The sequence below is a fragment of the Enterobacter sp. JJBC genome, assembly GCF_036936505.1.
In the GTDB taxonomy this organism is placed as follows: Bacteria; Pseudomonadota; Gammaproteobacteria; order Enterobacterales; family Enterobacteriaceae; genus Enterobacter; species Enterobacter hormaechei_C.
In genome coordinates, this window is sequence record NZ_CP136935.1 from 520358 (window position 1) to 543195 (window position 22838).

Sequence of the window (22838 nt, forward strand, 5' to 3'; positions counted from 1 at the left end):
TTAATCTGTGAAATATGTCACCGCTTTAATATTTCCAGAAAAAATATCCGTGCAAACCGATTGAAATTTGGCTAACCGTCGCCATCTCTTATCTACGCGCTTCGCGAACACATTCAGTCAGGGCCAGAAGGCACCTGCCATACAGGAGATGCCAGTGCGCTGGATACCATTTATTGCTTTCTTTCTTTATGTTTACATTGAAATTTCGATTTTCATCCAGGTTGCCCATGTGCTGGGCGTCCTGCTGACGCTGATTCTGGTGATCTTCACCTCCGTCATCGGCATGTCGCTGGTGCGCAATCAGGGTTTCAAAAATTTCCTGTTAATGCAGCAGAAGATGGCCGCAGGCGAAAGCCCGGCCGCCGAGATGATCAAAAGCGTGTCGCTGATTATTGCTGGTTTGCTGCTGATCCTGCCGGGCTTCTTTACAGACTTCCTCGGCCTGCTGTTGCTGTTGCCGCCGGTGCAGAAGCACCTGACCATGAAGCTGCTGCCGCATCTGCGTTTCAGCCGTATGCCAGGCGGTGGTTTCAGCACCGGCCCGGGGGATACCTTTGAAGGGGAATACCAGCGTAAGGATGAGCAGCGCGACCGGTTAGATCATAAAGACGATCGGTGAGTTTCTGGCCCGGTGGCGCTCGCTCACCGGGCCTGCGGAGCTTGCCGCTTCGGTAAAAACACCCACAGCCCCGCCAGCATGATGATGGCGTACACACTCTTCCATCCCACCATCGCCAGCAGCATCAGGCACAGTACACACCCGACAGCCGCCAGCGCCTTAAAACGTCCTTTCAGTAGCCGACAGCCCGCCAGCATGCACAGCAGGTAGATCATGATGAAAATACCGTTGGCGTAGACAATCAGCGCGTCAAGGTTGATGTCGAGGAGATAAATGGCCAGGGAACTCACCACGCAGCAGCCCAGTACGGTATTCAGCGCATTCACCGGAAGCTGACGCTTTGACAGGCGTGAGAGGGGGCTATCCGGTTTATAAAGTGCCTGAGACCACACCAGCCGGGCGAAGCTCTGAATATAAATGTTGAGGCTGGCAAAGCAGGCGAGATAGCCAATCACGCAGGCTACCCACAGGGCTTTAACACCAAACAGCTGCACCACGATGCCCGGCAGCGACGCGGCGGCGGCTTTCTCTTCACTGAACGCGTTGAAGTGCAGCACCAGTACGGTACAGGCCCAGTACACGGTGCCCGCCAGCAGCAGGCCAATCATCAGAGCGCGGGGAAAGTCACGCTCGGGCTGTTTAAACTCGGATGCCAGATGAGCGAACGCCTCCAGACCGACGAAACACCAGAACATGACGGATAGTGCAGCGAAAAGCTGTGCGTGGTCGATGTCGTTAATCGCGGGGAAAGGGATATCCGCCACCGTAATGTCACCCGCAAACCAGATGGCGACGATCAGCGCGACAATTAACACGGCGACCAGCGTTTGCAGATTGGCGCTGGAACTGGCCCCTCGCGAGCCAACCCACCAGACAATCGCCAGCGTACCGATTTCAGCCAGCAGCAGTTGTTCATCGTGCCAGCCAAACAGCGCCTGTCCGAAGCCGGTTGCGATATGCAGGGCTGCCGGAAGGCCAACGGGTATCACCGACAAAAATAGCCAGCCGGTGACACGCTCCATCCGCGGCCCAAACGCCATGCCGACAAAATGCGCTACGCCGCCTGCGCTCGGGAAGTGCCGCCCGAGTATGGCAAAGACAATCGCCACCGGAAACACCAGCACGATCAGCACCGGCCATGCCCAAAGACTGTTATTGCCGGCAACCAACGCCGCCAGCGCGGGAACCGCAAATACCCCCGTGCCTAACAAAGACGTTGAGAGTAAGCCAATGCCCTGCGCCAGCCCCAACTCCTGCCTGAGTCCACTCATTTACCTCGTCCCGCCACCATCAAAAGAGAGTGGATGGTAACACTTTCGCAAATTTTTTTTCGATTACCCCTTGAAGGGGTAAAAAGCTATCCCCATCTCTCAGGGCACTAGCCGGAAAACCGCATGCGGGCCGGCGTCATCCATAACTGATAATGACTTTCTCAAAGGAGAGCTATCAATGAGTATTCGTCCGTTACATGATCGTGTGATCGTCAAACGTAAAGAAGTTGAAACCAAGTCTGCTGGCGGCATCGTTCTGACCGGTTCAGCAGCAGCAAAATCAACGCGTGGCGAAATCATCGCTGTCGGTAAGGGCCGCATCCTGGAAAACGGAACTGTGCAGCCACTGGACGTTAAAGTTGGTGACATCGTCATTTTCAACGATGGCTACGGCGTGAAATCCGAGAAGATCGACAATGAAGAAGTGTTGATCATGTCCGAGAGCGACATTCTGGCAATTGTTGAAGCGTAATTAACGCACGAAAACTGTACGAATTTGAGGAAATAAGAACATGGCAGCTAAAGACGTAAAATTCGGTAACGACGCTCGTGTAAAAATGCTCCGCGGCGTAAACGTACTGGCAGACGCAGTGAAAGTCACTCTCGGCCCGAAAGGCCGTAACGTAGTGCTGGACAAATCCTTCGGCGCGCCAACCATCACCAAAGATGGTGTTTCTGTTGCACGTGAAATCGAGCTGGAAGACAAGTTCGAAAACATGGGCGCACAGATGGTGAAAGAAGTTGCCTCTAAAGCGAACGACGCTGCCGGTGACGGTACCACCACCGCGACCGTACTGGCGCAGGCGATCATCACCGAAGGCCTGAAAGCCGTTGCTGCGGGCATGAACCCAATGGATCTGAAACGTGGTATCGACAAAGCCGTCGCTTCCGCTGTTGAAGAACTGAAAGCGCTGTCCGTACCGTGCTCTGACTCTAAAGCCATTGCTCAGGTTGGTACTATCTCCGCTAACTCCGACGAAACCGTAGGTAAACTGATCGCTGAAGCGATGGATAAAGTCGGTAAAGAAGGCGTGATCACCGTTGAAGACGGTACTGGTCTGGAAGACGAACTGGACGTGGTTGAAGGTATGCAGTTCGACCGCGGTTACCTGTCCCCATACTTCATCAACAAGCCAGAAACTGGCGCTGTTGAGCTGGAAAGCCCGTTCATCCTGCTGGCTGACAAGAAAATCTCCAACATCCGCGAAATGCTGCCAGTGCTGGAAGCCGTTGCGAAAGCAGGCAAGCCGCTGGTAATCATTGCTGAAGACGTTGAAGGCGAAGCGCTGGCGACCCTGGTGGTTAACACCATGCGTGGCATCGTGAAAGTGGCAGCGGTTAAAGCACCTGGCTTCGGCGATCGTCGTAAGGCGATGCTCCAGGATATCGCTACCCTGACCGGCGGTACCGTGATCTCCGAAGAGATCGGTATGGAGCTGGAAAAAGCGACTCTGGAAGACCTGGGCCAGGCGAAACGCGTTGTGATCAACAAAGACACCACCACCATCATCGACGGTGTGGGTGAAGAAGCCGCTATTCAGGGCCGTGTTGGTCAGATCCGTAAGCAGATCGAAGAAGCAACTTCCGATTACGACCGTGAAAAACTCCAGGAGCGCGTAGCGAAACTGGCAGGTGGCGTAGCGGTAATCAAAGTCGGTGCGGCTACCGAAGTTGAAATGAAAGAGAAGAAAGCACGCGTTGACGACGCCCTGCACGCGACCCGTGCTGCGGTAGAAGAAGGCGTGGTTGCTGGTGGTGGTGTCGCGCTGGTGCGTGTAGCCGCTAAACTGGCTGGCCTGACTGCTCAGAACGAAGACCAGAACGTGGGTATCAAAGTTGCGCTGCGCGCAATGGAAGCTCCGCTGCGTCAGATCGTGTCCAACGCCGGTGAAGAGCCGTCTGTGGTTGCGAACAAGGTGAAAGCGGGTGAAGGTAACTACGGTTACAACGCGGCAACTGAAGAATACGGCAACATGATCGACTTCGGTATCCTGGATCCAACTAAAGTGACCCGTTCTGCTCTGCAATACGCGGCATCTGTAGCTGGCCTGATGATCACGACCGAGTGCATGGTGACCGACCTGCCTAAAGGCGACGCGCCTGACTTAGGTGCTGCTGGTGGTATGGGCGGCATGGGTGGCATGGGCGGCATGATGTAATCATGCTGTTCTGAACCTCTCAGAACGAACCCCGGGCAGCAATGCCCGGGGTTTTTTATTGTCTTCTACTCAAACGTGCCTTTCACGCACACCACGCCTTCACGCACCATCTGGCGGCCTTTCGCCCAGACCTCACGGATCTTCAGGTCATCCGTCAGCACCAGGAAATCGGCATCGCATCCGGGCGCGATCCGCCCTTTATGCTCCAGACCGAGAAACTCCGCCACGTTACGCGTAAATGGCAGAAGTGCCTCCTCCAGCGGCAGGTGATACCGGCCGACCAGCTGCTGTAGCGTATCAAGCAGGGACTCAAAACCCGCCACGCCAATGCCAACAAGATTGCCGTTTGCGTCAAAATTCGGCTGGCTGCCGTTGCCATCCGAGCTGAGCGTGAGCCGGTTAAACGGCACCTGCGCGTCACGGGCCGTCGCGATGGCGGTAGCGGCATCAATGGGCTCACTGATGCCGGTGGTGATGTCGATGTACCCCCCTTCACGGGCATAGTCCAGTGCGGCGTGGAACAGTGCCTGGGCGCGGTTGACGTGGGTTGGCAGCAGCTTCGTGCGAGGCACGTCGGCGTTATTCAGGATGTTAAGCAGTGGCTCCAGCAGTTTAGGGCTGTTGCCGAGGTGAAATACGGATATCCCCGCTTTGGCGCCCAGCAGCCCGCCGACGCGCGACTGGGCGGCCATATTCGCGAGCTGGTCATCTGCCGGTGCGGAAGAGCGATGGTCAGAAATCGCGCATTTCACGCCAATGATTTTATCAATTAGCGCCACATCCTTTTCGATACTGCCAGTGATCGTCGGAGAAGGCAGGCCATACGCGCCTGTCAGCATCCATGCGCTGATCCCTTCATGCTCAAGTGCCCGCGTTTTCGCCAGCAGCGACTCGGGATGGCGGGTCACGCCGTCGGTGCCCAGCAGGCCTACAACGGAGGTGATGCCAGCCGCCACCAGCGCAGACAATCGTACCTCTGGCGTCCGGGTGTGGGGACCGGCTTCACCGCCGCCGCCAATCAGGTGTACATGCTGCTCGATAAACCCCGGGCAAACCACCGCTCCGGCGAGATCGCTTTCAGGACAGTCTGGCCTCATTGTGGCGTGGCCAGCTTTTTCGACTGCGACGATTTTTCCTCCGGCAATCAGCAGATCGCAATGCCCAAGATCCTCGGGAGCGTAAAGCTGCGCATTGCGGAAAAGGTGCGGTTCCAGCACTGAAAAATCCATTTTTATCTCCTCAGAAGAGTAGTTGCATCACCCACATTGAGAGCAGGGCGTTAATGACGCAGACAGCGATGATGTGCGGATAATACTTCGGGTTGACGCCTGCGGTGCCAAGGCAACGACCCGTGTTTTGCACCGGATTACCCATCAGATAGATGGCGGGCAGCAGGATGGTGGCATCGTGACCGTTGAGCGTGCCGGCAGCGACCAGACTGGCGCAGACCCCCACACCGCCCCCCATGCTCATCACCGAGGCCAGAAGAACCGTTGCCGCCGCACCCGGAAGTCCCCACAGAGCCATGATGGGCTCGCATACCCTGCCGACAATATCCAGCAGGCCGGTTACCTTGAGCGCCTGAATGATAACAAACGCCATGACCACGTTCGGCAGCAGGCTGGTGGTGGCGATGGTAAAGCCGCGGCGGGCGCCATCGATAAACAAGTCCATGATATTTTTACGCGACTGGGCGATCATTTTTCCTCCTGAGCGCAGCGAACTTCCATGTGGGCGATCCACAGTCGCAGAAAGTTCGCGCCAACAAATTTGAACACCAGAATGACGGCAAGCGGCGTGATTACCGGGGCGGTAATAAAGGTAAAGAGTGCAGCGCCGGAAGAAAAATAGTTGGTAATAATGGCGCTACCGCTGGTCTGGAAGGTGGCGAAAATGGCGCGCTCATGGTCAGTAATCGCCCCTTCGTTGGTCAACTCTTTGGTCATCCCTGCGGCAGCATCAGTATTTTGCAGGTTGGCGATAAGCGCCAGAGAGCAAATGCCCGGCACGCCGAGCAGCGGGCGCAGAATGGGCGTCATAAGCTGTTGTGCGGCGCGCAGCCCGCCCAGCCCCTCGGTAACGGCAATGATCCCGAGCGATAAAATGACCGAGGGCGCCAGTTCAAGGGCAAACAAAAACCCATCTTTCGCTCCCGTGCCGCCCTCGCCGCGAAACGTCAGCGCACCGTTCACCGGTCCAAAGCTGCCGTTCAGGACGGTAAAATCCAGCACGCGCCACCATTCGGTACTTTTGGCGAAAAAACCTGAGAAAAATACGATGGTGAGCACGAACGCCAGATAGCCCACCCAGGTTACTTTTTCCTCTCCTGAGGATGATGCACTCATGAAACCCCCTTTTTTGAGTCGCGTACAAAAGTTGTACGTCGCATCACTAAAAACGATCGGGGGCTAAAACACGATATCCCAAAGGTTATTATCAGAATTCATTTAAGATGTCGGAGGAGTGCCAGCGGAATCTGGCTCGCAGAAATGCTCAGCATTTTTCTTTTGGTCATCTTTTTAGTATAAGGTTTACACGCGGACAACTACTGTCCAGCTTATTGAAAACGAGGAATAACATGCGCATAAAAGTCTGTGCAGGGATTGTAGGTGCAGCATTGCTGCTGGCGGGTTGTAGCACCAGCAATGAGCTGACGGCAGCGGGCCAGAGCGTTCGCTTTGTGGAAGATAAGCCGGGCAGCGAATGCCAGCTGTTAGGCACCGCCACTGGCGAGCAAAGCAACTGGATATCGGGGCAGCACGGCGAAGAGGGCGGCTCTATGCGCGGTGCGGCCAATGCCCTGCGTAATCAGGCTGCGGCAATGGGCGGCAACGTGATTTACGGGGTGAGCAGCCCGACGCAGGGGATGCTGTCCAGCTTTGTGCCAACCGCCAGCCAGATGAACGGCCAGGTCTATAAGTGCCCGAACTGATATAACCGTTTGATGGTGCTGCCGCTTTATCTCCAGGGCAGGTAAGCGTAGCGCCACCTGCCTTTTTACTGCTGACGCAGCTGCAAATCCAGCGGCGTCTTACTCGGCTCTCCGCCAATCTCACGTGCCAGCTTCGGCACCATATAACCTGAAACCAGCGTTAACAGCTCGCGCATAATCTTCCGGGCCTCTTCATCTGTCACCATGAAGTGCGCCGCGCCCTGGACGCGATCCAGAACATGCAGGTAATAGGGCATAACGCCCGCATCAAATAAGGCATTGCTGAGATCGGCCAGCACGCGGGCGCTGTCGTTCACGCCGCGCAGTAATACGCTCTGGTTGAGCAGCGTCACGCCTGCCTTTCGCATACGCGCCATCGCCGCACGAAAGTCCGCGTCAATTTCATTCGCGTGGTTGATATGATTCACCAGCAGCACCTGCAAACGGGACTGCTCCAGGCGCGTGACCAGGGCGTCGGTGATACGCGCCGGGATGACGATCGGTAAACGGCTGTGAATGCGCAGACGCTTAATGTGCGGGATGGTCTCAAGCTGAGTCAGCAGCCAGTCCAGCTCATGATCTTTTGCCATCAGCGGGTCGCCGCCAGAAAAGATGATTTCATCCAGTTCCGGGTGCGCCGTGATGTAGTCCAGCGCCACCTGCCAGTTGCGCTTATTGCCCTGGTTTTCGGCGTACGGGAAGTGGCGACGGAAGCAATAGCGGCAATTTACCGCGCAACCGCCCTTAACCAGCAGCAGGGCACGATTGCGGTATTTATGCAGCAAACCCGGTACGACACTGTTCTGCTCTTGCAGCGGATCGGTGCTGTAGCCGGGGGCGGTAATAAACTCATCCTGAGAGGTAAGCGTTTGTTTTAATAACGGATCATCAGGATTGCCCTTTTCCATTCGGGCAACAAACGCGCGGGGAACGCGCAGGGCGAAAAGGCGTTTCGCCTCACGACCTGCACGCAACGCTTCGTGCTGTTCGAGGTCTAAAAGACGCAGCAATTCATCAGGACTGGTGATTACATCGGCAAGTTGCGATAACCAATCTTCTCTGGACGGGGTGTTTAGGGTTACAATATGCGCCATTTTGTGGCTTAGCTACCAGTTAACAAATTTAGAGGGCCTTATGGCAACGTACTATAGCAACGATTTTCGTGCTGGTCTTAAAATCATGATGGACGGCGAACCGTACGCGGTTGAAGCCAGCGAATTCGTTAAACCAGGTAAAGGCCAGGCATTCGCACGCGTAAAGCTGCGCCGCCTGCTGACCGGTACCCGTGTTGAGAAAACCTTCAAATCTACTGACTCCGCTGAAGGCGCTGATGTTGTCGATATGAACCTGACTTACCTGTACAACGACGGTGAGTTCTGGCACTTCATGAACAACGAAACCTTCGAGCAGCTGTCTGCGGACGCAAAAGCGATTGGTGACAACGCCAAGTGGCTGCTGGATCAGGCTGAGTGCATCGTGACCCTGTGGAACGGTCAGCCTATCGCGGTTACGCCTCCGAACTTCGTTGAGCTGGAAATCGTTGAAACCGATCCAGGTCTGAAAGGTGATACCGCAGGTACTGGCGGCAAGCCTGCCACCCTGTCTACCGGCGCTGTGGTGAAAGTGCCACTGTTCGTACAGATCGGTGAAGTGATCAAAGTGGATACCCGCTCCGGCGAATACGTATCCCGCGTGAAGTAATTTACGTCATGATGTAAGGCGCAGCGCCCGCTGCGCCTGATTTTGCAGGCAGGGAAGATGAAACGTACCGTTAAAATTCTGCTTCTGTTAGCGCTCTCCAGCGCAATTCTCTCCGGTTGCAACACCGCGCGTGGCGTGGGTGAAGATATCCAGGATCTCGGCCATATCATTTCCCATGCGGCCAGCTAATTCCGTCTAATTTTCCTAAAAATTCTTCCTTTTCCGTCAAACGACAAGATCTTGTCTATTCTTAAGTTGCTATACACAAAATAACTTTGGCTATAAAAGGAAGATATTATGGTTAAGAAAACAATTGCAGCGATCTTTTCTGTTCTGGTGCTTTCTTCGGTACTGACTGCATGTAACACCACCCGTGGCGTAGGGGAAGATATCTCCGACGGTGGTAACGCGATTTCTGGCGCAGCAACTAAAGCTCAGAACTAATGAAAGCGACGGTACGGCAGGTCATTTCACCGTACCGTCAATTCTCCACTTCCTGTAGCGATAAAAACGGGGAGTAGCGCGTATCCATATGTAGCTTCATGCGGATATTGCGTTTGTACGTGTACACCGTTTTTCCGTTAATGCGCAGATTGCTGGCAATTTTCTGGTTGCTCGCGCCATCCATCCACAGGCTAAGAACTCTCTCTTCCTGACGCGTCAGTAACGGTGCTGCCATCTCCGGAAGCTCCGCGCTTGCGCATGACGTTAGCGCGTCATTTATCACCGCCGCTAGTTTTTCCAGATCGGTATTTTTGGAAAGAGAAGACCATATCGGGAACTGCGCCAGATAATCTGTCATCTCTTGCTCCTGGCCTGATTGCAGCATAATAAAAGGCAATGTTTCGCTGGCAATCAGCAGGGAGGATAGCTGCTGAAAATGGTGTAAATCCTGCCGGAAGCCAGATAAATCAGCGATGACCAGCGCAGGTTTCCATTGCAGGATATGCTCTCTGGCGAGGAAAAGATTATTTACCCCGGTTACGACGAAATGACCCGAAAACAGGTCTGAATGATTGACCCAGGCTTCAAATCCCGTGCGGGTGAAGTGACAACGGTCAATCAAAAGAATTTTAAACATAAAATTTTCGCAGTCGGCTAGTGGTTTGGCTTCCTGCCATCAGAAAGCCTATCATCATAGAGAAGTCGGATGAGTCATAAATGCCTGAACTCCGTGTCTTACTGAGGCTATTTCTTGCCTTAACATGTTCAGCAGAAAAAGTTTGAAAAAAAATTCCATGCTAACCAAAATATAAGGCGCAACCTCAGCCTTGCGGGACGACCCGTAAGCGCTTCATTCATCGGGGACGGCCCCAACTTGTCGTTAAGTTAAGGAGCCTGATATGTCCTGGATCGTTCTTGTTATTGCCGGTTTGCTCGAAGTGGTATGGGCAATTGGCCTGAAATATACCCATGGTTTTACCCGCCTGACGCCCAGCGTCATCACTATCGCCGCAATGATTGTCAGTATCGTCATGTTGTCATGGGCGATGCGAAGCTTGCCAGTCGGAACGGCTTACGCTGTCTGGACGGGAATTGGCGCGGTAGGGGCTGCCATTACCGGTATTCTGCTGCTGGGGGAGTCTGCGAGCCTGGCGCGCATCGCCAGCCTCGCGTTAATCGTCGCGGGTATCATCGGGTTAAAACTCAGTACCCACTAATGCGGCTGTTTTACCCAGAGTAATTTCGTCACGTCAAACCCTTGCCGGGTCGCTATGTCCAGCATCTGCTGTTTCATTTCCGCCGGGATCGTTGGCGTGCGGGAGAGGATCCACAGATAGTTGCGATCCGGCCCACACACCAGCGCATGGCGGTACTCTCTGTCCAGCGCAATGACGTTATACCCGCCGTAGAATGGGCCGATGAAAGAGACTTTCATGGCCGCGCGGTTAGACGCGCCGGTGAAATAGGCCTGACCAACTGACTGCTGCCACATCTGGCGATCCGGGTTATAGCCGCGGTTAATGACCTGGATCCCGCCGTCATCCATCGCGCTGTAGTTGACCGTGACTTTTTCTAAGCCCCGTTCGAACTGATGGTCCATTCGGGCGATTTCATACCAGGTGCCGAGGAAGCGCTGTGCGTCGAAATTACTGACTACCGTGACGCCAGGCGGAGGAGTAGGGGAACTGCAAGCAACCACTAAAAACGCGGCTGTTACTGCGGCAATAACAGGCAGAATGCGCATAGGAGTTTCCTTACTGTTTTTTGTTAAGTGTAGATGACAGCAGGGAAAATGCGGGAGATTGTGTAGGGTGTTTTGCCGGGTGGCGGCTTCGCCTTACCCGGCCTACAAAGTTCACGCGTTGTGTAGGCCGGGTAAGCGCAGCGCCACCCGGCAATGTTTTACTGTAGCGCCTCGAGGATATGGTATGCCGCCTCAACGCGTGCCGGGTTCGGATAGCTTTTATTCGCGAGCATCACAATACCGATCTGCTTTTCAGGAATAAAGGCCACGTAGCTGCCAAACCCGCCGGTAGAACCCGTTTTATGGACCCAGGACGCTTTGACCGGGGGAGCCGGTGGATTCACTTCTGCCACGGGTAATGGCGCCAGCGCTACCTTACTGTCGCTGCCTTCGACCACCGTGTTGGCCTCCACGGGCCAGTTGAGCATCTCCCAGCCCAGACCCTGATACATTGACCCGATACGCCAGTAGCGCGACTGCGCCAGCGCGATGCCCTGCTTAAGTGAGGCATCGGCAACCTTCTCCGGCGCCATGTTTGCCATGACCCAGTTCGCCATATCCTGCACGTTGGTTTTCACGCCATAGGCTTGTGCATCCAGCATTCCCGGCGAAACGCGCACCGCTTTACCGTCACGATAGCCCCAGGCGTAATGCGCCTCTTCCGCTTTCGGAACGTTAATCCAGGTATGGTCCAGCTTGAGCGGCTTAAGGACCCGCGTCGTCATGGCCTGCTCATAGGGCATGCCAGAAGGTTTGACCGCCAGCGCGCCAAAAAGACCGATGCTGGCGTTGGCGTAAAGACGCGTTGTGCCAGGCTTCCACTGCGGCTGCCAGTTTTGATAAAAGCGCAGCAGGGAGGCGTTATCCGTGACCTCATCCGGTACCTGTAGCGGCAGGCCGCCAGCGGTGTAGGTGGCGAGATCCAGCATACGAATACCCTGCCACTGCTTGCCTGTCAGCTGTGGCCAGTATCTGGTCACCGGATCGTCCAGCGAAATTTCACCGCGAGCAATGGCATCCCCACCTAAAACGCCGGTGAAGGTTTTACTTATAGAACCCAGCTCGAACAGGGTCTGAGGCGTAACGGGTTTATTCGCCGCGATATCGGCCTTGCCAAACGTGTAATAGTGCGATTTTCCCTGATAAATAACGGCCACCGCCATGCCTGGAACAGACTGGGCTTTCATCAGCGGGGTAACCGTATTCGCGACCACCTCCGCCAGCTGTTTTTCTGATACTGGCGCGGCGAGAGCAGAGCAAGAGAGGCCCAGCAGCAGGGCGCAGCAAAGGGATTTTTTCATCATCAGTAATCTTCCGTAATAGCGAGTCAAGGGGATGTCCGGGCCCGTCAGACAGGCGTAGTCTGTTGGATTTGACTGTGCCTGACAAACGGTTAAATTTAGCATTAGCTGTTAATTTTTCTAACGGAAGAGACCATGACGCGAAGCTATCTCCCCCTCAATTCGCTTCGAGCTTTTGAAGCCGCCGCGAGACATCTCAGCTTTACGCATGCGGCCATTGAGCTGAACGTGACCCATTCAGCCATTAGCCAGCATGTGAAAACGCTGGAGCAGCACCTGAACTGTCAGCTGTTCGTTCGCGTGTCGCGCGGGCTGATGTTGACTACCGAGGGTGAAAATTTACTGCCGGTGTTGAATGATTCTTTCGATCGTATAGCCGGAATGCTGGATCGCTTCGCTAACCATCGTGCGCAGGAGAAGCTGAAAATCGGCGTGGTGGGTACATTTGCCACCGGGGTTTTATTCTCGCAGCTGGAGGATTTTCGCCGTGGCTATCCGCACATCGATCTTCAGCTTTCCACCCATAACAACCGCGTTGATCCGGCTGCCGAAGGGCTTGACTATACGATCCGCTACGGTGGCGGGGCGTGGCACGGCACCGAGGCTGAATTCCTTTGTCATGCGCCGCTCGCGCCGCTGTGTACGCCCGATATCGCCGCCAGTCTGCACAGTCCGGCCGACATCTTCAGGTTTACGCTGCTGCGCTCTTACCGACGCGATGAATGGACCGCGTGGATGCAGGCGGCCGGCGAGCATCCCCCTTCGCCAACGCACCGCGTGATGGTATTTGATTCGTCCGTGACCATGCTGGAGGCCGCTCAGGCAGGGGTGGGCATTGCCATTGCGCCTGTCGATATGTTTACCCATCTGTTAGCCAGCGAGCGCATTGTACAGCCCTTTGCGACGCAGATTGAGCTCGGCAGCTACTGGCTGACCCGATTGCAGTCCCGGGCAGAAACGCCAGCCATGCGCGAATTTTCCCGGTGGCTGGTGGAGAAGATGAAAAAGTAAAAAGCCCGCCGGATGGCGGGCCTGTTCAGTCAGATGGTGACCACGGCAATCAACGTGACGACCGTCAGAATGGTCGCCAGACCGTAGAAGACCCCTTTACCGCTTGGCACATGGATTTTCAGATCGTGCATCGCATGGTGGATACGGTGCAGACCACACCACAGCGGCAGGACGATCATCAGGAAGATGAACACGCGGCCAATAAAGCTGCTCGCAAAGGCCAGTACGCGCTCATAGCTCAGCGCATCGCCCGGGAACAACCCCAGCGGCAGCATGATCCCGACCAGCAGGATAATGACCGGGGCAATAATGGCGCTCCACATGCCGCCTGCGCCAAACAGCCCCCAGAAAACCGGCTCGTCTGAACGTTTAGGATTTGGATTGATCACAGTAGTCTCCTTACCAGAACAGTGCGACAAACAGAATGACCACAGAGACAACTGCTGTCACTGCCCAGAGCCCTTTAATGACCGGCTCTGGCCCCATTTTTTCGCCTTTTACAATGATGTTCGCTGCTTTTGGCGCCAGTTCAAACCAGGTTTTGGTATGAAGCAGCGCGGCGGCGAGCACAATCAGGTTCAGTACTACGATGATTGGGTTTTGCAGGAAGCCCACAAAACTGGCCCAGGCTTCCGGGCCGTGCTTGAGGGCATACACCCCGTACATCAGTTCGAGGCTGAACCAGACCGCGGGAACTGCCGTGCCTTCACGCAGCATATAGAAGCGATAAAACGGCAGTTTTTTCCACCAGGTGGACGGCATTGGTCGCACGTAGGCTTTGCGTTTAGTCGTCATCATGCACTCCTTAGCGTGGTTTCAGGGTAGCGATAAGAAAGTCTTTCGAGCTTTCCACCTTACCCTGCTGAATGGCGGCGGCCGGGTCGACATGCTTCGGACAGACTTCGGAGCAGTAACCGACAAACGTGCAGGTCCAGACCCCGTTCTGGCTGTTCAACTGGGCCATACGTTCTTTTTTGCCGTGGTCGCGGCTGTCTTCGTTATAGCGGTGCGCCAGGGTAATGGCGGCCGGGCCGATAAACTCAGGGTTCAGGCCAAACTGTGGACAGGCGGCGTAGCACAGGCCGCAGTTGATGCAGCCGGAGAACTGATGGTATTTCGCCATCTGCGCGGGCGTCTGGGTGTTTGGCCCCTGATCCGGTGTGCGCGGGTTGCCGATGATGTACGGCTTAATCGCTTCGAGGCTTTCGATAAAGTGGGTCATGTCGACCACCAGATCGCGCTCAATCGGGAAATTGCCCAGCGCTTCAACCTTGATGCCTTTGGTGTAATCACGCAGGAAGGTTTTACACGCCAGCTTTGGCACCTTGTTGACCATCATGCCGCAGGAGCCGCAAATTGCCATGCGGCAGGACCAGCGGTAGCTCAGGTCTGGGGCCAGGTTATCTTTGATATAGCCGAGCGCATCCAGCAGGGAGGTTTGCTCGTCGTAAGGGACTTCATAGAAAGCGCTATGCGGCGCGGCGTCCACTTCCGGATTGTAGCGCACCACTTCAACTTTCAGTTTATGCATCTCAGCCATTCGCCTTCTCCTTCTTATCGGCGGCTTCTGCTTCTGCACCGTACACGCGTTTCGCCGGTGGCAGCGTGGTGATTTTCACGTCGCTGTAGTCCAGACGGGTGGTGCCATCCGCATCGCGCCAGGCGAGAGTGTGTTTAAGGAAATTGACGTCGTCACGTTCAGTGCAGCCCTCATCCAGACGCTGGTGCGCGCCGCGGGACTCTTTACGCGCCAGGGCGGAATGGGCCATACATTCTGCGACGTTCAGGCCGTGGCCCAGTTCAATGGTATAAAGCAGATCGGTATTGAAGACGCTGGAAGTGTCGGTGATACGCACGCGCTTGAAGCGCTCCTGCAACTCCGCCAGCTTATCGACGGTTTTCTGCATCAGCTCTGGCGTACGGTAGATCCCGCAGCCTTCTTCCATCGACAGCCCCATTTCGTCGCGGATCTTCGACCAGTTTTCGTTACCTTCCTGGTTCACCAGGTCTTTCAGGCGTTTTTCGACGTCTACAACCTGCGCATCCAGCGCCGCGCTGTTAGCTTCACCTGCCGTTGCGGCACGCTCCACCGCACGTTCGCCCGCCATGCGGCCAAAGACCACCAGCTCAGCCAGCGAGTTCGAGCCCAGACGGTTTGCGCCGTGCAGACCGACGGAGGAACACTCGCCCACCGCAAACAGCCCTTTGATGCGGGTTTCGCACTGCTGATCGGTTTCGATGCCGCCCATGGTGTAGTGCGCGGTTGGACGCACCGGGATCGGTTCTTTCACCGGATCGACGCCCACATACGCTTTCGCCAGCTCGCAGATAAACGGCAGACGCTCCAGCAGTTTCTTCTCGCCGAGATGACGCAGGTCGAGATGCACCACGTCGCCGCGCGGCGTTGAGATGGTGTTGCCTTTGCGCCACTCGTGCCAGAAAGCCTGAGAGACTTTGTCGCGTGGGCCGAGTTCCATGTATTTGTTTTTCGGCTCGCCAAGCGGGGTTTCCGGACCCATGCCGTAATCCTGCAAATAGCGATAGCCGTTTTTGTTGACCAGAATTCCGCCTTCGCCGCGGCAGCCTTCCGTCATCAGTATGCCGGAGCCCGGTAGGCCGGTTGGGTGATACTGGACGAACTCCATATCACGCAGCGGGACGCCGTGGCTGAGCGCCATGCCCATACCGTCACCGGTGACGATGCCGCCGTTGGTGTTGTAGCGGTATACGCGGCCCGCGCCGCCCGTTGCCATCACCACCGCATTAGCGCGGATCTGGACAAGCGTACCTTCCATCATGTTCATCGCCACCAGTCCGCGCGCATGACCGTCGTCGACCAGAATGTCGAGAACGAAATGTTCGTCAAAGCGCTGGATTTGTGGGAACTGGAGGGAGGTCTGGAACAGGGTGTGCAGCATGTGGAAGCCGGTCTTATCGGCGGCAAACCAGGTGCGTTCGATCTTCATGCCACCGAAGCGGCGGACGTTGACGCTCCCGTCCGGACGGCGGCTCCACGGGCATCCCCACTGTTCCAGCTGGGTCATCTCCGTTGGGCAATGATGCACGAAGTAATCAACGACATCCTGTTCGCAAAGCCAGTCGCCCCCTGCAACCGTGTCGTGGAAATGGTATTCAAAGCTGTCATGATCCTGCGCGACGGCAGCGGATCCTCCTTCTGCGGCTACCGTGTGGCTGCGCATCGGATAGACTTTTGAAATCAATGCGATTTTAGCGTTCGGATTGGCTTGTGCCGCAGCAATTGCAGCCCGTAATCCAGCCCCGCCAGCGCCTATTACGGCAAGATCGGCTTGAAAAGTTTGCACGACATTCCTCCAGATTTTTGTTTTCCCGCAACGCGATGAACTAAAGGACGTTCACCTGCCCGAACGGGCGATTGCGGAAGCGATTCCACTGCTCCTTTATGGGTAAAACAGTATAACCGCGTAGAAGTGAGGGAAATTTGACGTGTTCGATTTTTTTGCTGTTCTGTGCGGTGATTTATCATCGTGATTAATGAATGGCGTCACAGTATTTCTCTGTGCAATGAAAAGGGACTTTTACTGTGCAAAATTTGTCTCTGCCCCGGCTTGCGAGTAGACTTCGTGCCCTTGTCTGAAAACGGAGAAATAACTCATGAGCGAAACGGCCACCTGGCAGCCGAGCGCATCCATTCCAAACCTGCTAAAGCGCGCAGCAATTATGGCGGAGATCCGCCGTTTCTTTGCCGACCGCGGCGTCCTGGAGGTGGAAACGCCGTGCATGAGTCAGGCGACGGTTACGGATATTCATCTGGTCCCGTTTGAAACCCGTTTTGTTGGCCCAGGCCACTCTCAGGGCATGAATCTGTATCTGATGACCAGCCCGGAATACCATATGAAGCGTCTGCTGGCGGCCGGGTGTGGTCCGGTCTATCAGCTGTGCCGTAGCTTCCGTAATGAAGAGATGGGCCGACACCATAATCCGGAATTCACCATGCTGGAGTGGTACCGCCCGCACTACGACATGTATCGTCTGATGAACGAAGTCGACGATCTGCTGCAACAGGTGCTGGATTGCGCGGAAGCTGAAACGCTCTCCTATCAGCAGGCCTTCCAGCGCCATCTGGAAATCGATCCGCTGTCGGCTGATAAAACACAGCTGCGTGAAGTGGCGGCAAAACTGGATCTGAGCAATGTGGCGGATAACGAAGAGGACCGCGACACGCTGTTGCAACTGCTGTTCACCTTTGGCGTTGAACCGCAAATTGGTAAAGATCGCCCGACGTTTGTCTATCACTTCCCGGCCAGCCAGGCCTCGCTGGCGCAGATCAGCACCGAAGATCACCGCGTGGCGGAACGGTTTGAGGTGTACTTCAAAGGCATTGAGTTGGCGAACGGTTTCCACGAGCTGACCGACGCGCGCGAACAGCAGCAGCGTTTCGAGCAGGATAACCGCAAGCGCAACGCGCGCGGTCTGCCGCAGCAGCCGATTGACACCAACCTGCTGGAAGCGCTTAAGGCCGGTTTGCCGGACTGCTCCGGCGTGGCGCTGGGTGTGGATCGTCTGGTCATGCTGGCGCTGGGTGCCGAGCAGCTGGGCGATGTGATTGCCTTTACGGTCGATCGCGCCTGAAAAAATGCCGGGTGGCGCTGTCGCTTACCCGGCCTACTCGGTCATTTAACTCTGCCACATTAAAAACTGCTCTTTTCGCTATAGACGGGTCTTTTTCTTAAATTGCCTCGGATAGCCACAATATTTGTCTGGTCATCTGCTACCATCCGCGCAGTTTAATTCCGTTTCGGATGGTTATATGTCTCACTCACTCAAAAAAATGACCCTTACCGGGCTCATTCTGATGATTTTTACGTCAGTCTTTGGCTTTGCCAATAGCCCGTCCGCGTTTTATCTGATGGGCTACAGCGCGACGCCGTTTTATATCGTTTCCGCTCTGTTCTTCTTTATCCCGTTTGCGCTGATGATGGCGGAGATGGGCTCGGCGTACCGGAAAGAAGAGGGTGGCATCTATTCGTGGATGAACAACAGCGTCGGTCCGCGTTACGCGTTTATCGGTACGTTCATGTGGTTTTCATCCTACGTCGTCTGGATGGTCAGCACGGCGGCCAAGGTCTGGGTGCCGTTCTCAACGTTTCTCTTCGGTGCGGATAAAACGCAGGTCTGGTCTCTGGCGGGGCTGAGCTCCACGCAGGTGGTCGGTATTCTGGCGGTGTGCTGGATGGTGGTGGTCACGCTGGTGGCCTCGAAAGGCATCAACAAAATTGCCCGTATCACTGCCGTTGGCGGTATTTCCGTGATGTGCCTGAACCTGGTGCTGCTGCTGGTCAGCATCGCCATTCTGTGCCTGAACGGCGGGCATTTCGCACAGGAAGTCAACTTCGTTTCATCGCCTAATCCGGGTTACCAGTCCGGACTGGCCATGCTCTCCTTCGTGGTGTTTGCCATCTTTGCTTACGGTGGAATTGAAGCCGTGGGCGGCCTGGTCGACAAAACCGAAAATCCGGAAAAGAACTTCGCCAAAGGCATTATCTTTGCCGCCATCGTCATATCCATTGGCTACTCACTGGCGATTTTCCTCTGGGGCGTCAGCACCAACTGGCAGCAGGTACTGAGCAATAACACCACCAATCTCGGCAACATTACCTACGTGTTGATGAAAAGCCTGGGGGTGACGCTGGGCAACGCCATGGATCTCGCGCCGGAAACGTCGGCCACCCTGGGGATCTGGTTTGCGCGGATTACCGGTTTGTCGATGTTCCTCGCCTATACTGGCGCGTTCTTCACGTTGATCTACTCGCCGCTGAAAGCGATTATTCAGGGGACGCCAAAGGCGCTGTGGCCTGCACATATGACTCAGCTGAACGCTGCCGGTATGCCTGCCAACGCGATGTGGATGCAGTGCATGCTGGTGTGCGTGTTCATTCTGCTGGTGTCCTTCGGCGGTGATACCGCGTCGGCGTTCTATAACAAGCTGACCCTGATGGCAAACGTATCGATGACGCTTCCGTATCTGTTCCTGACCCTGGCGTTCCCGTTCTTTAAGGCGAAGCAGGATCTGGAACGACCATTTGTGATCTTCAAAACCCGTGCGGCGACGCTGCTGGCGACCACTGTTGTGGTGCTGGTCGTCGCGTTCGCCAACATTTTTACCGTCATTCAGCCCGTTGTTGAGGCAAATGACTGGAACAGCACGCTGTGGATGGTTGGCGGACCGATCTTCTTCTCGCTGCTGGCAATGGGGATTTATGAGCATTACCGTCGTCGCTCGACGGCCTGTGTAGCAGAAGTGGCATAAAGGATTGACCCCCTCCCGATGGGGAGGGGGAAAGGATTACAAACTTCCCGCCGGGCGCGTACGCGCCGCTGACGTCAACGTTCTTCCCGTCTTACGTCCGTCCAGCGTTTCCAGACGCATCTGGAACGGTGGGAACGGCATATCAATTCCGTGCTCGCGGAAGCCAGCCAGAATCAGCTGGTGGATCTCATGGCGCAGCGGCATACGGTGTCCCATCTCGGCGGCGTAGATACGCAGCTCGAAAATCTGGATCCCCTGCTGCAAATCAACCAGGAAGACTTCCGGCGGTGGGTTGTCGATTACCAGCGAACAGCGTTCAGCAGCCGTATACAGGATCTGCGTCACCTCTTCGCTGTTGGCATCCGACGGAGCGGGTACGGTCAGCACCACGCGCGTGACGGAGTCGGACAGCGACCAGTTGATAAACTGCTCGGTGATAAATGCCTTGTTCGGGACGATGATCTCTTTACGGTCCCAGTCGCTGATGGTGGTGGCGCGGGTGTTGATCCTGGTGACGCTGCCGGTGAGATCGCGGATGGTCACCGTATCGCCAATTCGAATCGGCTTTTCAAACAGAATGATCAGACCAGAAACGAAGTTGGCAAAAATCTCCTGTAAACCAAAGCCCAGGCCTACGGTCAGGGCGGCAACCAGCCATTGCAGTTTTGACCATTCGATACCAATCATCGAGAAGCCGACCAGCCCACCAAACAGCATGATTAAATACTTGGTGATGGTGGTGATGGCATAGCCTGTGCCTGGGGTTAAATCCAGATGCTGCAACAGCGCCAGCTCCAGCAGGGCAGGGAAGTTACGTATCAGCTGGGTGGTGATGATCAGCACCAGAATCGCAATCAGCACGGCCCCTAAGGTGATGGGCTCCAGGCTTTCGACTCCCTGCACCGTGGACGTCACATCCCATAAAGAGATGTTCTCCAGGAAGCCAAACGCGGAGTGGATTTCTGACCACAGGTAGATCACCGACAGCAGGGCAACCAGCATCAGAATTGAGCGTACCAGCCGCAGGGACTGGGTACTTATCGCATCCAGATCCAGTTCGACGTCATCAGCGTCTGTAGTCCCTTCGGTGCTGTTGACGTGGTTTGGCTCTTCCTCACCCCGCGCGCGCTGGGCCAGAATTTCTGCGCGACGATGTTTAGCACGGTCAAACGCCAGACGACGACGCTGGATCAGCATGCCGCGGCGGATAACATGGTAGACCACCAGCAGCAGGAACCAGATGGCCACCGACGTTTCCAGTCGGGCGAGCAGCGCCTGCGACGTGGCGAGATAACCGACCGCTGCCGCCAGCATCGCCGCCAGCGGCGCGCTGAGCAGCAGGTTCCACAGCAGACGGTTTAACATGTTATCGCCGCTGCCGGTCTTGTCGAGATAGAGCGGGATCCCGGCGCGTTTCAGGCTGAGCGTCACTACCGCTAACGCCCCGCAGATCAGCATAAAGCACAGCCGTCCCAACGAGCCGGAGAACTCCCGGTCATTGAGATTATCGAACATGATCAACGCCATAATCAGCGGCACAATCAGCCCGATACTCATCAGGTAATAGCGCATCGCCCGCGCCACGCGATTACGCGGCCAGCCAAAGTGAGCGATGAACAGACCATTTGGCCGCGCAAACGTGGCGCAAATCATCACCACCCACAGCAGCGGGACGGTGGCGGTCACGCCATCGCCAATCGCGACGGCAAGCGGGTAGGGCCAGGCTTCACGCAGTCCGTATCCGAGCGTCATCCACAGCACCGGCAGCGGAGACGCGACCAGAATTGACCAGAACACCGTACGCAACGTCAGCCAGAAGTGATCCTGGGTTACTTTTCCCACTCGGGCGCTGGAGCGCTCAAGGAAACGGGTAAAGTGACGACGGGAATAAATACTGAAGCCCACCAGAATCAGCGCCCCCAGCAACGGGAAGATAGTCTCCTTACTGGTTATCATCATTACGCTGGCGAGGCCCAGCTGGCTAAAGGTGTCCAGCGAAATGAGGCGGCGCAGATCCTGCACGATCTCAATCGGCCAGGCGAAGGTCATCGGCCGCACGTCGGACGTCCAGAAAAGGTAACGGTGCGTGGCTTCGTTGACCTCTTTCAGCGCATCCTCCAGCTGGCTATTCGAGACTTTCAGCTTGGTCAGCTCAAGGATCAGCGTATCGCCCCCCTGCAACAGGGAATTGAGCAGTTCGCGTTGGGTGCGCAGCTGCGCTTCCAGAATACGACTTTGCTCGCTGGTGAGCGGCTGTCCGTCAGCCTGACGGATCTGGCGGATTTGCGGCTGCTTGTTGAGGAGATCTTCATAATGAAGACGCTGAACACGCAGCTGCGCCATCTCCGTATCAAGCTGCTGTGGTTTTGGCATCTCTGGCAGACGGGCCACCTGCGCGCGTAACGCTTCGCCCAACAGGTTAGACGAGCCAAGCCACTGGGACTGTTCACGCAGCGTGTTGAGTGCCTGACGAACCTGAAGGGTTTGATTGGTAGCCTGACGCTGCTGCGAGGCCACCAAATCCATGCGCTGCGCCTGCTGATTCAGCGCAGCAGAAAGCTCGCGGTTAACCTTAAACTGGGCGACGATGCTGTCGGGCAGGTTAGCGCTGTTTTCGGCCAGTAACTCTGTGCTTTCCAGAGCACGTTCAGCTTCACGCTGACGCTGGCTGTTGAGTTGATTTCTCAGCGCCTGAAGATACGCATCCAGCTGCTGGCTCTGCTTCTGCGCCAGCTCGGAACGCATCCGCGACAGCTCCTGGCGGTTGTTAGCGGAAAGCTGCGCCAGCTCCAGTTCATCAACCAGGGCTTTTAGTCTGGCGGATTCCGCCTGCAACCCAAGATTTTGCGCCTGATTCTGCGGTGTGCTGCCCGTCTGCGTCCCGATGCGGCGTTCCACCTCATTTAACTGACGGCGGGCATCGGTTTGCTGCTGTGGAAGCTGACTGAGGGAATCGGCAATTTCACGCGCCCGTTCCTGCTCCTGCTGCGCCAGACGGCTTTTTTCCAGCAGCTGGCTGCTGACTTGCAGGATCTCCTGATTCAGCGCCTCGGACGTCATCCCCGCGGGGACCTGGCGTGGTTCATCGCGCAGGTTGTTTAGCTGCGAGCGCAGGGTCTGAGAGAGTTTGGGGAAATTGTCGATAACCTGTTGATACTGCTGCGCGCGCTCAAGGGAACCCTTTCGTTCCTCAAGCGCGTTCAGTGCAGACTGGAGTGACTCAACGGTCTCCGGCTGAGCGGGTTTTGCCGCTTTTGCCTGCTCCAGCTCCTGGGTTATCTGTTTGGCGTCGGGGGCCGTCGCTGCGTACGCCCCCATGCTGAGGCACCAGGCCATCAGTAATACGATAATCGGGCGCACGTCAGCG

24 protein-coding genes are annotated in these 22838 nt (G+C 55.9%); 11 read left to right on the top strand and 13 right to left on the bottom strand.

Annotated features, from left to right (window positions below; genetic code table 11):
* Positions 1–154 precede the first annotated feature (154 nt).
* Positions 155–619, top strand: coding sequence for an FxsA family protein (locus RY075_RS02525; protein WP_003855925.1), 465 nt, complete (start codon positions 155–157; stop codon positions 617–619).
* A gap of 23 nt (positions 620–642) precedes the next feature.
* Here the strand turns inward: RY075_RS02525 and yjeH are convergent, their stop codons facing one another.
* Entirely contained in the window at positions 643–1890 is a 1248-nt protein-coding gene (yjeH, locus tag RY075_RS02530; protein ID WP_232967431.1) for an L-methionine/branched-chain amino acid transporter, read from the bottom strand.
* 178 nt (positions 1891–2068) lie between these two features.
* Between yjeH and RY075_RS02535 the strand changes: the two genes are divergently transcribed.
* Both RY075_RS02535 and groL read left to right on the top strand, forming a co-directional pair.
* Complete coding sequence (locus tag RY075_RS02535) at positions 2069–2362, top strand: co-chaperone GroES (RefSeq protein WP_003855929.1); 294 nt, start codon at positions 2069–2071, stop codon at positions 2360–2362.
* Positions 2363–2402: 40 nt separating this feature from the next.
* Positions 2403–4049, top strand: a complete 1647-nt coding sequence (gene groL / locus RY075_RS02540; RefSeq protein WP_003855930.1) for a chaperonin GroEL — start codon at positions 2403–2405, stop codon at positions 4047–4049.
* A gap of 65 nt (positions 4050–4114) precedes the next feature.
* On the opposite strand, the gene iadA is transcribed toward groL, so the two are convergent.
* Genes iadA through RY075_RS02555 form a run of 3 tightly spaced genes read right to left on the bottom strand, consistent with a single transcriptional unit; the run spans position 4115 to position 6394 of the window.
* Positions 4115–5278 carry a beta-aspartyl-peptidase gene (gene iadA / locus RY075_RS02545; protein WP_232967433.1) on the bottom strand — a complete coding sequence of 388 codons (1164 nt, stop codon included), beginning with the start codon at positions 5276–5278 and terminating at the stop codon, positions 4115–4117.
* A 10-nt stretch (positions 5279–5288) separates the two neighbouring features.
* Positions 5289–5750 carry a YjiG family protein gene (locus tag RY075_RS02550; RefSeq protein WP_032661233.1) on the bottom strand — a complete coding sequence of 154 codons (462 nt, stop codon included), beginning with the start codon at positions 5748–5750 and terminating at the stop codon, positions 5289–5291.
* Positions 5747–6394: a nucleoside recognition domain-containing protein gene (locus tag RY075_RS02555; RefSeq protein WP_045895621.1), complete on the bottom strand. Its 648-nt coding sequence runs from the start codon at positions 6392–6394 to the stop codon at positions 5747–5749. Before RY075_RS02555 ends, RY075_RS02550 begins: the two co-directional genes overlap by 4 nt.
* A gap of 233 nt (positions 6395–6627) precedes the next feature.
* On the opposite strand from RY075_RS02555, the gene RY075_RS02560 reads away from it, so the two are divergent.
* Complete coding sequence (locus tag RY075_RS02560) at positions 6628–6981, top strand: DUF4156 domain-containing protein (RefSeq protein ID WP_338628109.1); 354 nt, start codon at positions 6628–6630, stop codon at positions 6979–6981.
* A gap of 65 nt (positions 6982–7046) precedes the next feature.
* Here the strand turns inward: RY075_RS02560 and epmB are convergent, their stop codons facing one another.
* Positions 7047–8075, bottom strand: coding sequence for an EF-P beta-lysylation protein EpmB (epmB, locus tag RY075_RS02565; RefSeq protein ID WP_003855939.1), 1029 nt, complete (start codon positions 8073–8075; stop codon positions 7047–7049).
* A 40-nt stretch (positions 8076–8115) separates the two neighbouring features.
* Here epmB and efp point away from each other — a divergent pair, with 40 nt between their 5' ends.
* The 3 genes from efp to ecnB all read left to right on the top strand — a co-directional run bounded on the left by efp (position 8116) and on the right by ecnB (position 9126).
* Positions 8116–8682: an elongation factor P gene (efp, locus tag RY075_RS02570; protein ID WP_003855940.1), complete on the top strand. Its 567-nt coding sequence runs from the start codon at positions 8116–8118 to the stop codon at positions 8680–8682.
* Between the two features lie 57 nt (positions 8683–8739).
* A complete protein-coding gene (locus RY075_RS02575; protein ID WP_006810410.1) occupies positions 8740–8871 on the top strand; it encodes an entericidin A/B family lipoprotein in 132 nt (43 codons plus the stop codon).
* Positions 8872–8979: 108 nt separating this feature from the next.
* Positions 8980–9126: a lipoprotein toxin entericidin B gene (gene ecnB, locus RY075_RS02580; protein WP_003855942.1), complete on the top strand. Its 147-nt coding sequence runs from the start codon at positions 8980–8982 to the stop codon at positions 9124–9126.
* A gap of 37 nt (positions 9127–9163) precedes the next feature.
* Here the strand turns inward: ecnB and RY075_RS02585 are convergent, their stop codons facing one another.
* Positions 9164–9763: a LuxR C-terminal-related transcriptional regulator gene (locus tag RY075_RS02585; protein ID WP_022650247.1), complete on the bottom strand. Its 600-nt coding sequence runs from the start codon at positions 9761–9763 to the stop codon at positions 9164–9166.
* Positions 9764–10025: 262 nt separating this feature from the next.
* On the opposite strand from RY075_RS02585, the gene sugE reads away from it, so the two are divergent.
* On the top strand, positions 10026–10343 hold the full coding sequence (gene sugE, locus RY075_RS02590) for a quaternary ammonium compound efflux SMR transporter SugE (protein ID WP_003855944.1): 318 nt from the start codon (positions 10026–10028) through the stop codon (positions 10341–10343).
* On the opposite strand, the gene RY075_RS02595 is transcribed toward sugE, so the two are convergent.
* Together RY075_RS02595 and RY075_RS02600 are read right to left on the bottom strand one after the other, a co-directional pair.
* Positions 10340–10870 (bottom strand): lipocalin family protein, encoded by a 531-nt coding sequence (locus RY075_RS02595; protein ID WP_058662686.1) that lies wholly within the window; start codon positions 10868–10870, stop codon positions 10340–10342. The two genes, sugE and RY075_RS02595, sit on opposite strands and share 4 nt — an antisense overlap.
* A 158-nt stretch (positions 10871–11028) precedes the next feature.
* A complete protein-coding gene (locus RY075_RS02600) occupies positions 11029–12174 on the bottom strand; it encodes a cephalosporin-hydrolyzing class C beta-lactamase ACT-16 (protein ID WP_023315250.1) in 1146 nt (381 codons plus the stop codon).
* A gap of 132 nt (positions 12175–12306) precedes the next feature.
* Here RY075_RS02600 and ampR point away from each other — a divergent pair, with 132 nt between their 5' ends.
* Positions 12307–13182 (top strand): LysR family transcriptional regulator AmpR, encoded by an 876-nt coding sequence (ampR, locus tag RY075_RS02605; RefSeq protein WP_109949044.1) that lies wholly within the window; start codon positions 12307–12309, stop codon positions 13180–13182.
* 29 nt (positions 13183–13211) lie between these two features.
* Here ampR and frdD read toward each other — a convergent pair whose 3' ends face one another.
* From frdD to frdA, 4 genes are read right to left on the bottom strand one after another with little or no spacing between them, the layout of a single operon-like run.
* Positions 13212–13571 (bottom strand): fumarate reductase subunit FrdD, encoded by a 360-nt coding sequence (gene frdD / locus RY075_RS02610; protein ID WP_338628114.1) that lies wholly within the window; start codon positions 13569–13571, stop codon positions 13212–13214.
* Positions 13572–13581: 10 nt separating this feature from the next.
* Positions 13582–13977: a fumarate reductase subunit FrdC gene (frdC, locus tag RY075_RS02615; protein WP_003855953.1), complete on the bottom strand. Its 396-nt coding sequence runs from the start codon at positions 13975–13977 to the stop codon at positions 13582–13584.
* Positions 13978–13987: 10 nt separating this feature from the next.
* Positions 13988–14722, bottom strand: a complete 735-nt coding sequence (locus RY075_RS02620) for a succinate dehydrogenase/fumarate reductase iron-sulfur subunit (protein ID WP_109949045.1) — start codon at positions 14720–14722, stop codon at positions 13988–13990.
* Positions 14715–16505, bottom strand: coding sequence for a fumarate reductase (quinol) flavoprotein subunit (gene frdA / locus RY075_RS02625; RefSeq protein ID WP_032661248.1), 1791 nt, complete (start codon positions 16503–16505; stop codon positions 14715–14717). The genes RY075_RS02620 and frdA overlap by 8 nt, the downstream gene beginning before the upstream one ends.
* A 310-nt stretch (positions 16506–16815) precedes the next feature.
* Here frdA and epmA point away from each other — a divergent pair, with 310 nt between their 5' ends.
* Together epmA and yjeM are read left to right on the top strand one after the other, a co-directional pair.
* Positions 16816–17793 carry an elongation factor P--(R)-beta-lysine ligase gene (gene epmA, locus RY075_RS02630; RefSeq protein WP_003855960.1) on the top strand — a complete coding sequence of 326 codons (978 nt, stop codon included), beginning with the start codon at positions 16816–16818 and terminating at the stop codon, positions 17791–17793.
* Positions 17794–17971: 178 nt separating this feature from the next.
* The gene (gene yjeM, locus RY075_RS02635) at positions 17972–19471 is read left to right on the top strand and encodes a glutamate/gamma-aminobutyrate family transporter YjeM (RefSeq protein WP_137042082.1); all 1500 of its coding nucleotides are present in this window, start codon (positions 17972–17974) and stop codon (positions 19469–19471) included.
* A gap of 36 nt (positions 19472–19507) precedes the next feature.
* Here yjeM and mscM read toward each other — a convergent pair whose 3' ends face one another.
* Complete coding sequence (gene mscM / locus RY075_RS02640; RefSeq protein ID WP_023324037.1) at positions 19508–22831, bottom strand: miniconductance mechanosensitive channel MscM; 3324 nt, start codon at positions 22829–22831, stop codon at positions 19508–19510.
* Positions 22832–22838 lie beyond the last annotated feature (7 nt).

Excerpts from the sequence above, each read along its gene's own strand:
- yjeH (WP_232967431.1), bottom strand. The coding sequence starts at position 1,890 with ATGAGTGGACTCAGGCAGGAGTTGGGGCTGGCGCAGGGCATTGGCTTA.
- RY075_RS02535 (WP_003855929.1), top strand. The coding sequence starts at position 2,069 with ATGAGTATTCGTCCGTTACATGATCGTGTGATCGTCAAACGTAAAGAA.
- groL (WP_003855930.1), top strand. The coding sequence starts at position 2,403 with ATGGCAGCTAAAGACGTAAAATTCGGTAACGACGCTCGTGTAAAAATG.
- iadA (WP_232967433.1), bottom strand. The coding sequence starts at position 5,278 with ATGGATTTTTCAGTGCTGGAACCGCACCTTTTCCGCAATGCGCAGCTT.
- RY075_RS02550 (WP_032661233.1), bottom strand. The coding sequence starts at position 5,750 with ATGATCGCCCAGTCGCGTAAAAATATCATGGACTTGTTTATCGATGGC.
- RY075_RS02555 (WP_045895621.1), bottom strand. The coding sequence starts at position 6,394 with ATGAGTGCATCATCCTCAGGAGAGGAAAAAGTAACCTGGGTGGGCTAT.
- RY075_RS02560 (WP_338628109.1), top strand. The coding sequence starts at position 6,628 with ATGCGCATAAAAGTCTGTGCAGGGATTGTAGGTGCAGCATTGCTGCTG.
- epmB (WP_003855939.1), bottom strand. The coding sequence starts at position 8,075 with ATGGCGCATATTGTAACCCTAAACACCCCGTCCAGAGAAGATTGGTTA.
- efp (WP_003855940.1), top strand. The coding sequence starts at position 8,116 with ATGGCAACGTACTATAGCAACGATTTTCGTGCTGGTCTTAAAATCATG.
- RY075_RS02575 (WP_006810410.1), top strand. The coding sequence starts at position 8,740 with ATGAAACGTACCGTTAAAATTCTGCTTCTGTTAGCGCTCTCCAGCGCA.
- ecnB (WP_003855942.1), top strand. The coding sequence starts at position 8,980 with ATGGTTAAGAAAACAATTGCAGCGATCTTTTCTGTTCTGGTGCTTTCT.
- RY075_RS02585 (WP_022650247.1), bottom strand. The coding sequence starts at position 9,763 with ATGTTTAAAATTCTTTTGATTGACCGTTGTCACTTCACCCGCACGGGA.
- sugE (WP_003855944.1), top strand. The coding sequence starts at position 10,026 with ATGTCCTGGATCGTTCTTGTTATTGCCGGTTTGCTCGAAGTGGTATGG.
- RY075_RS02595 (WP_058662686.1), bottom strand. The coding sequence starts at position 10,870 with ATGCGCATTCTGCCTGTTATTGCCGCAGTAACAGCCGCGTTTTTAGTG.
- RY075_RS02600 (WP_023315250.1), bottom strand. The coding sequence starts at position 12,174 with ATGATGAAAAAATCCCTTTGCTGCGCCCTGCTGCTGGGCCTCTCTTGC.
- ampR (WP_109949044.1), top strand. The coding sequence starts at position 12,307 with ATGACGCGAAGCTATCTCCCCCTCAATTCGCTTCGAGCTTTTGAAGCC.
- frdC (WP_003855953.1), bottom strand. The coding sequence starts at position 13,977 with ATGACGACTAAACGCAAAGCCTACGTGCGACCAATGCCGTCCACCTGG.
- RY075_RS02620 (WP_109949045.1), bottom strand. The coding sequence starts at position 14,722 with ATGGCTGAGATGCATAAACTGAAAGTTGAAGTGGTGCGCTACAATCCG.
- epmA (WP_003855960.1), top strand. The coding sequence starts at position 16,816 with ATGAGCGAAACGGCCACCTGGCAGCCGAGCGCATCCATTCCAAACCTG.
- yjeM (WP_137042082.1), top strand. The coding sequence starts at position 17,972 with ATGTCTCACTCACTCAAAAAAATGACCCTTACCGGGCTCATTCTGATG.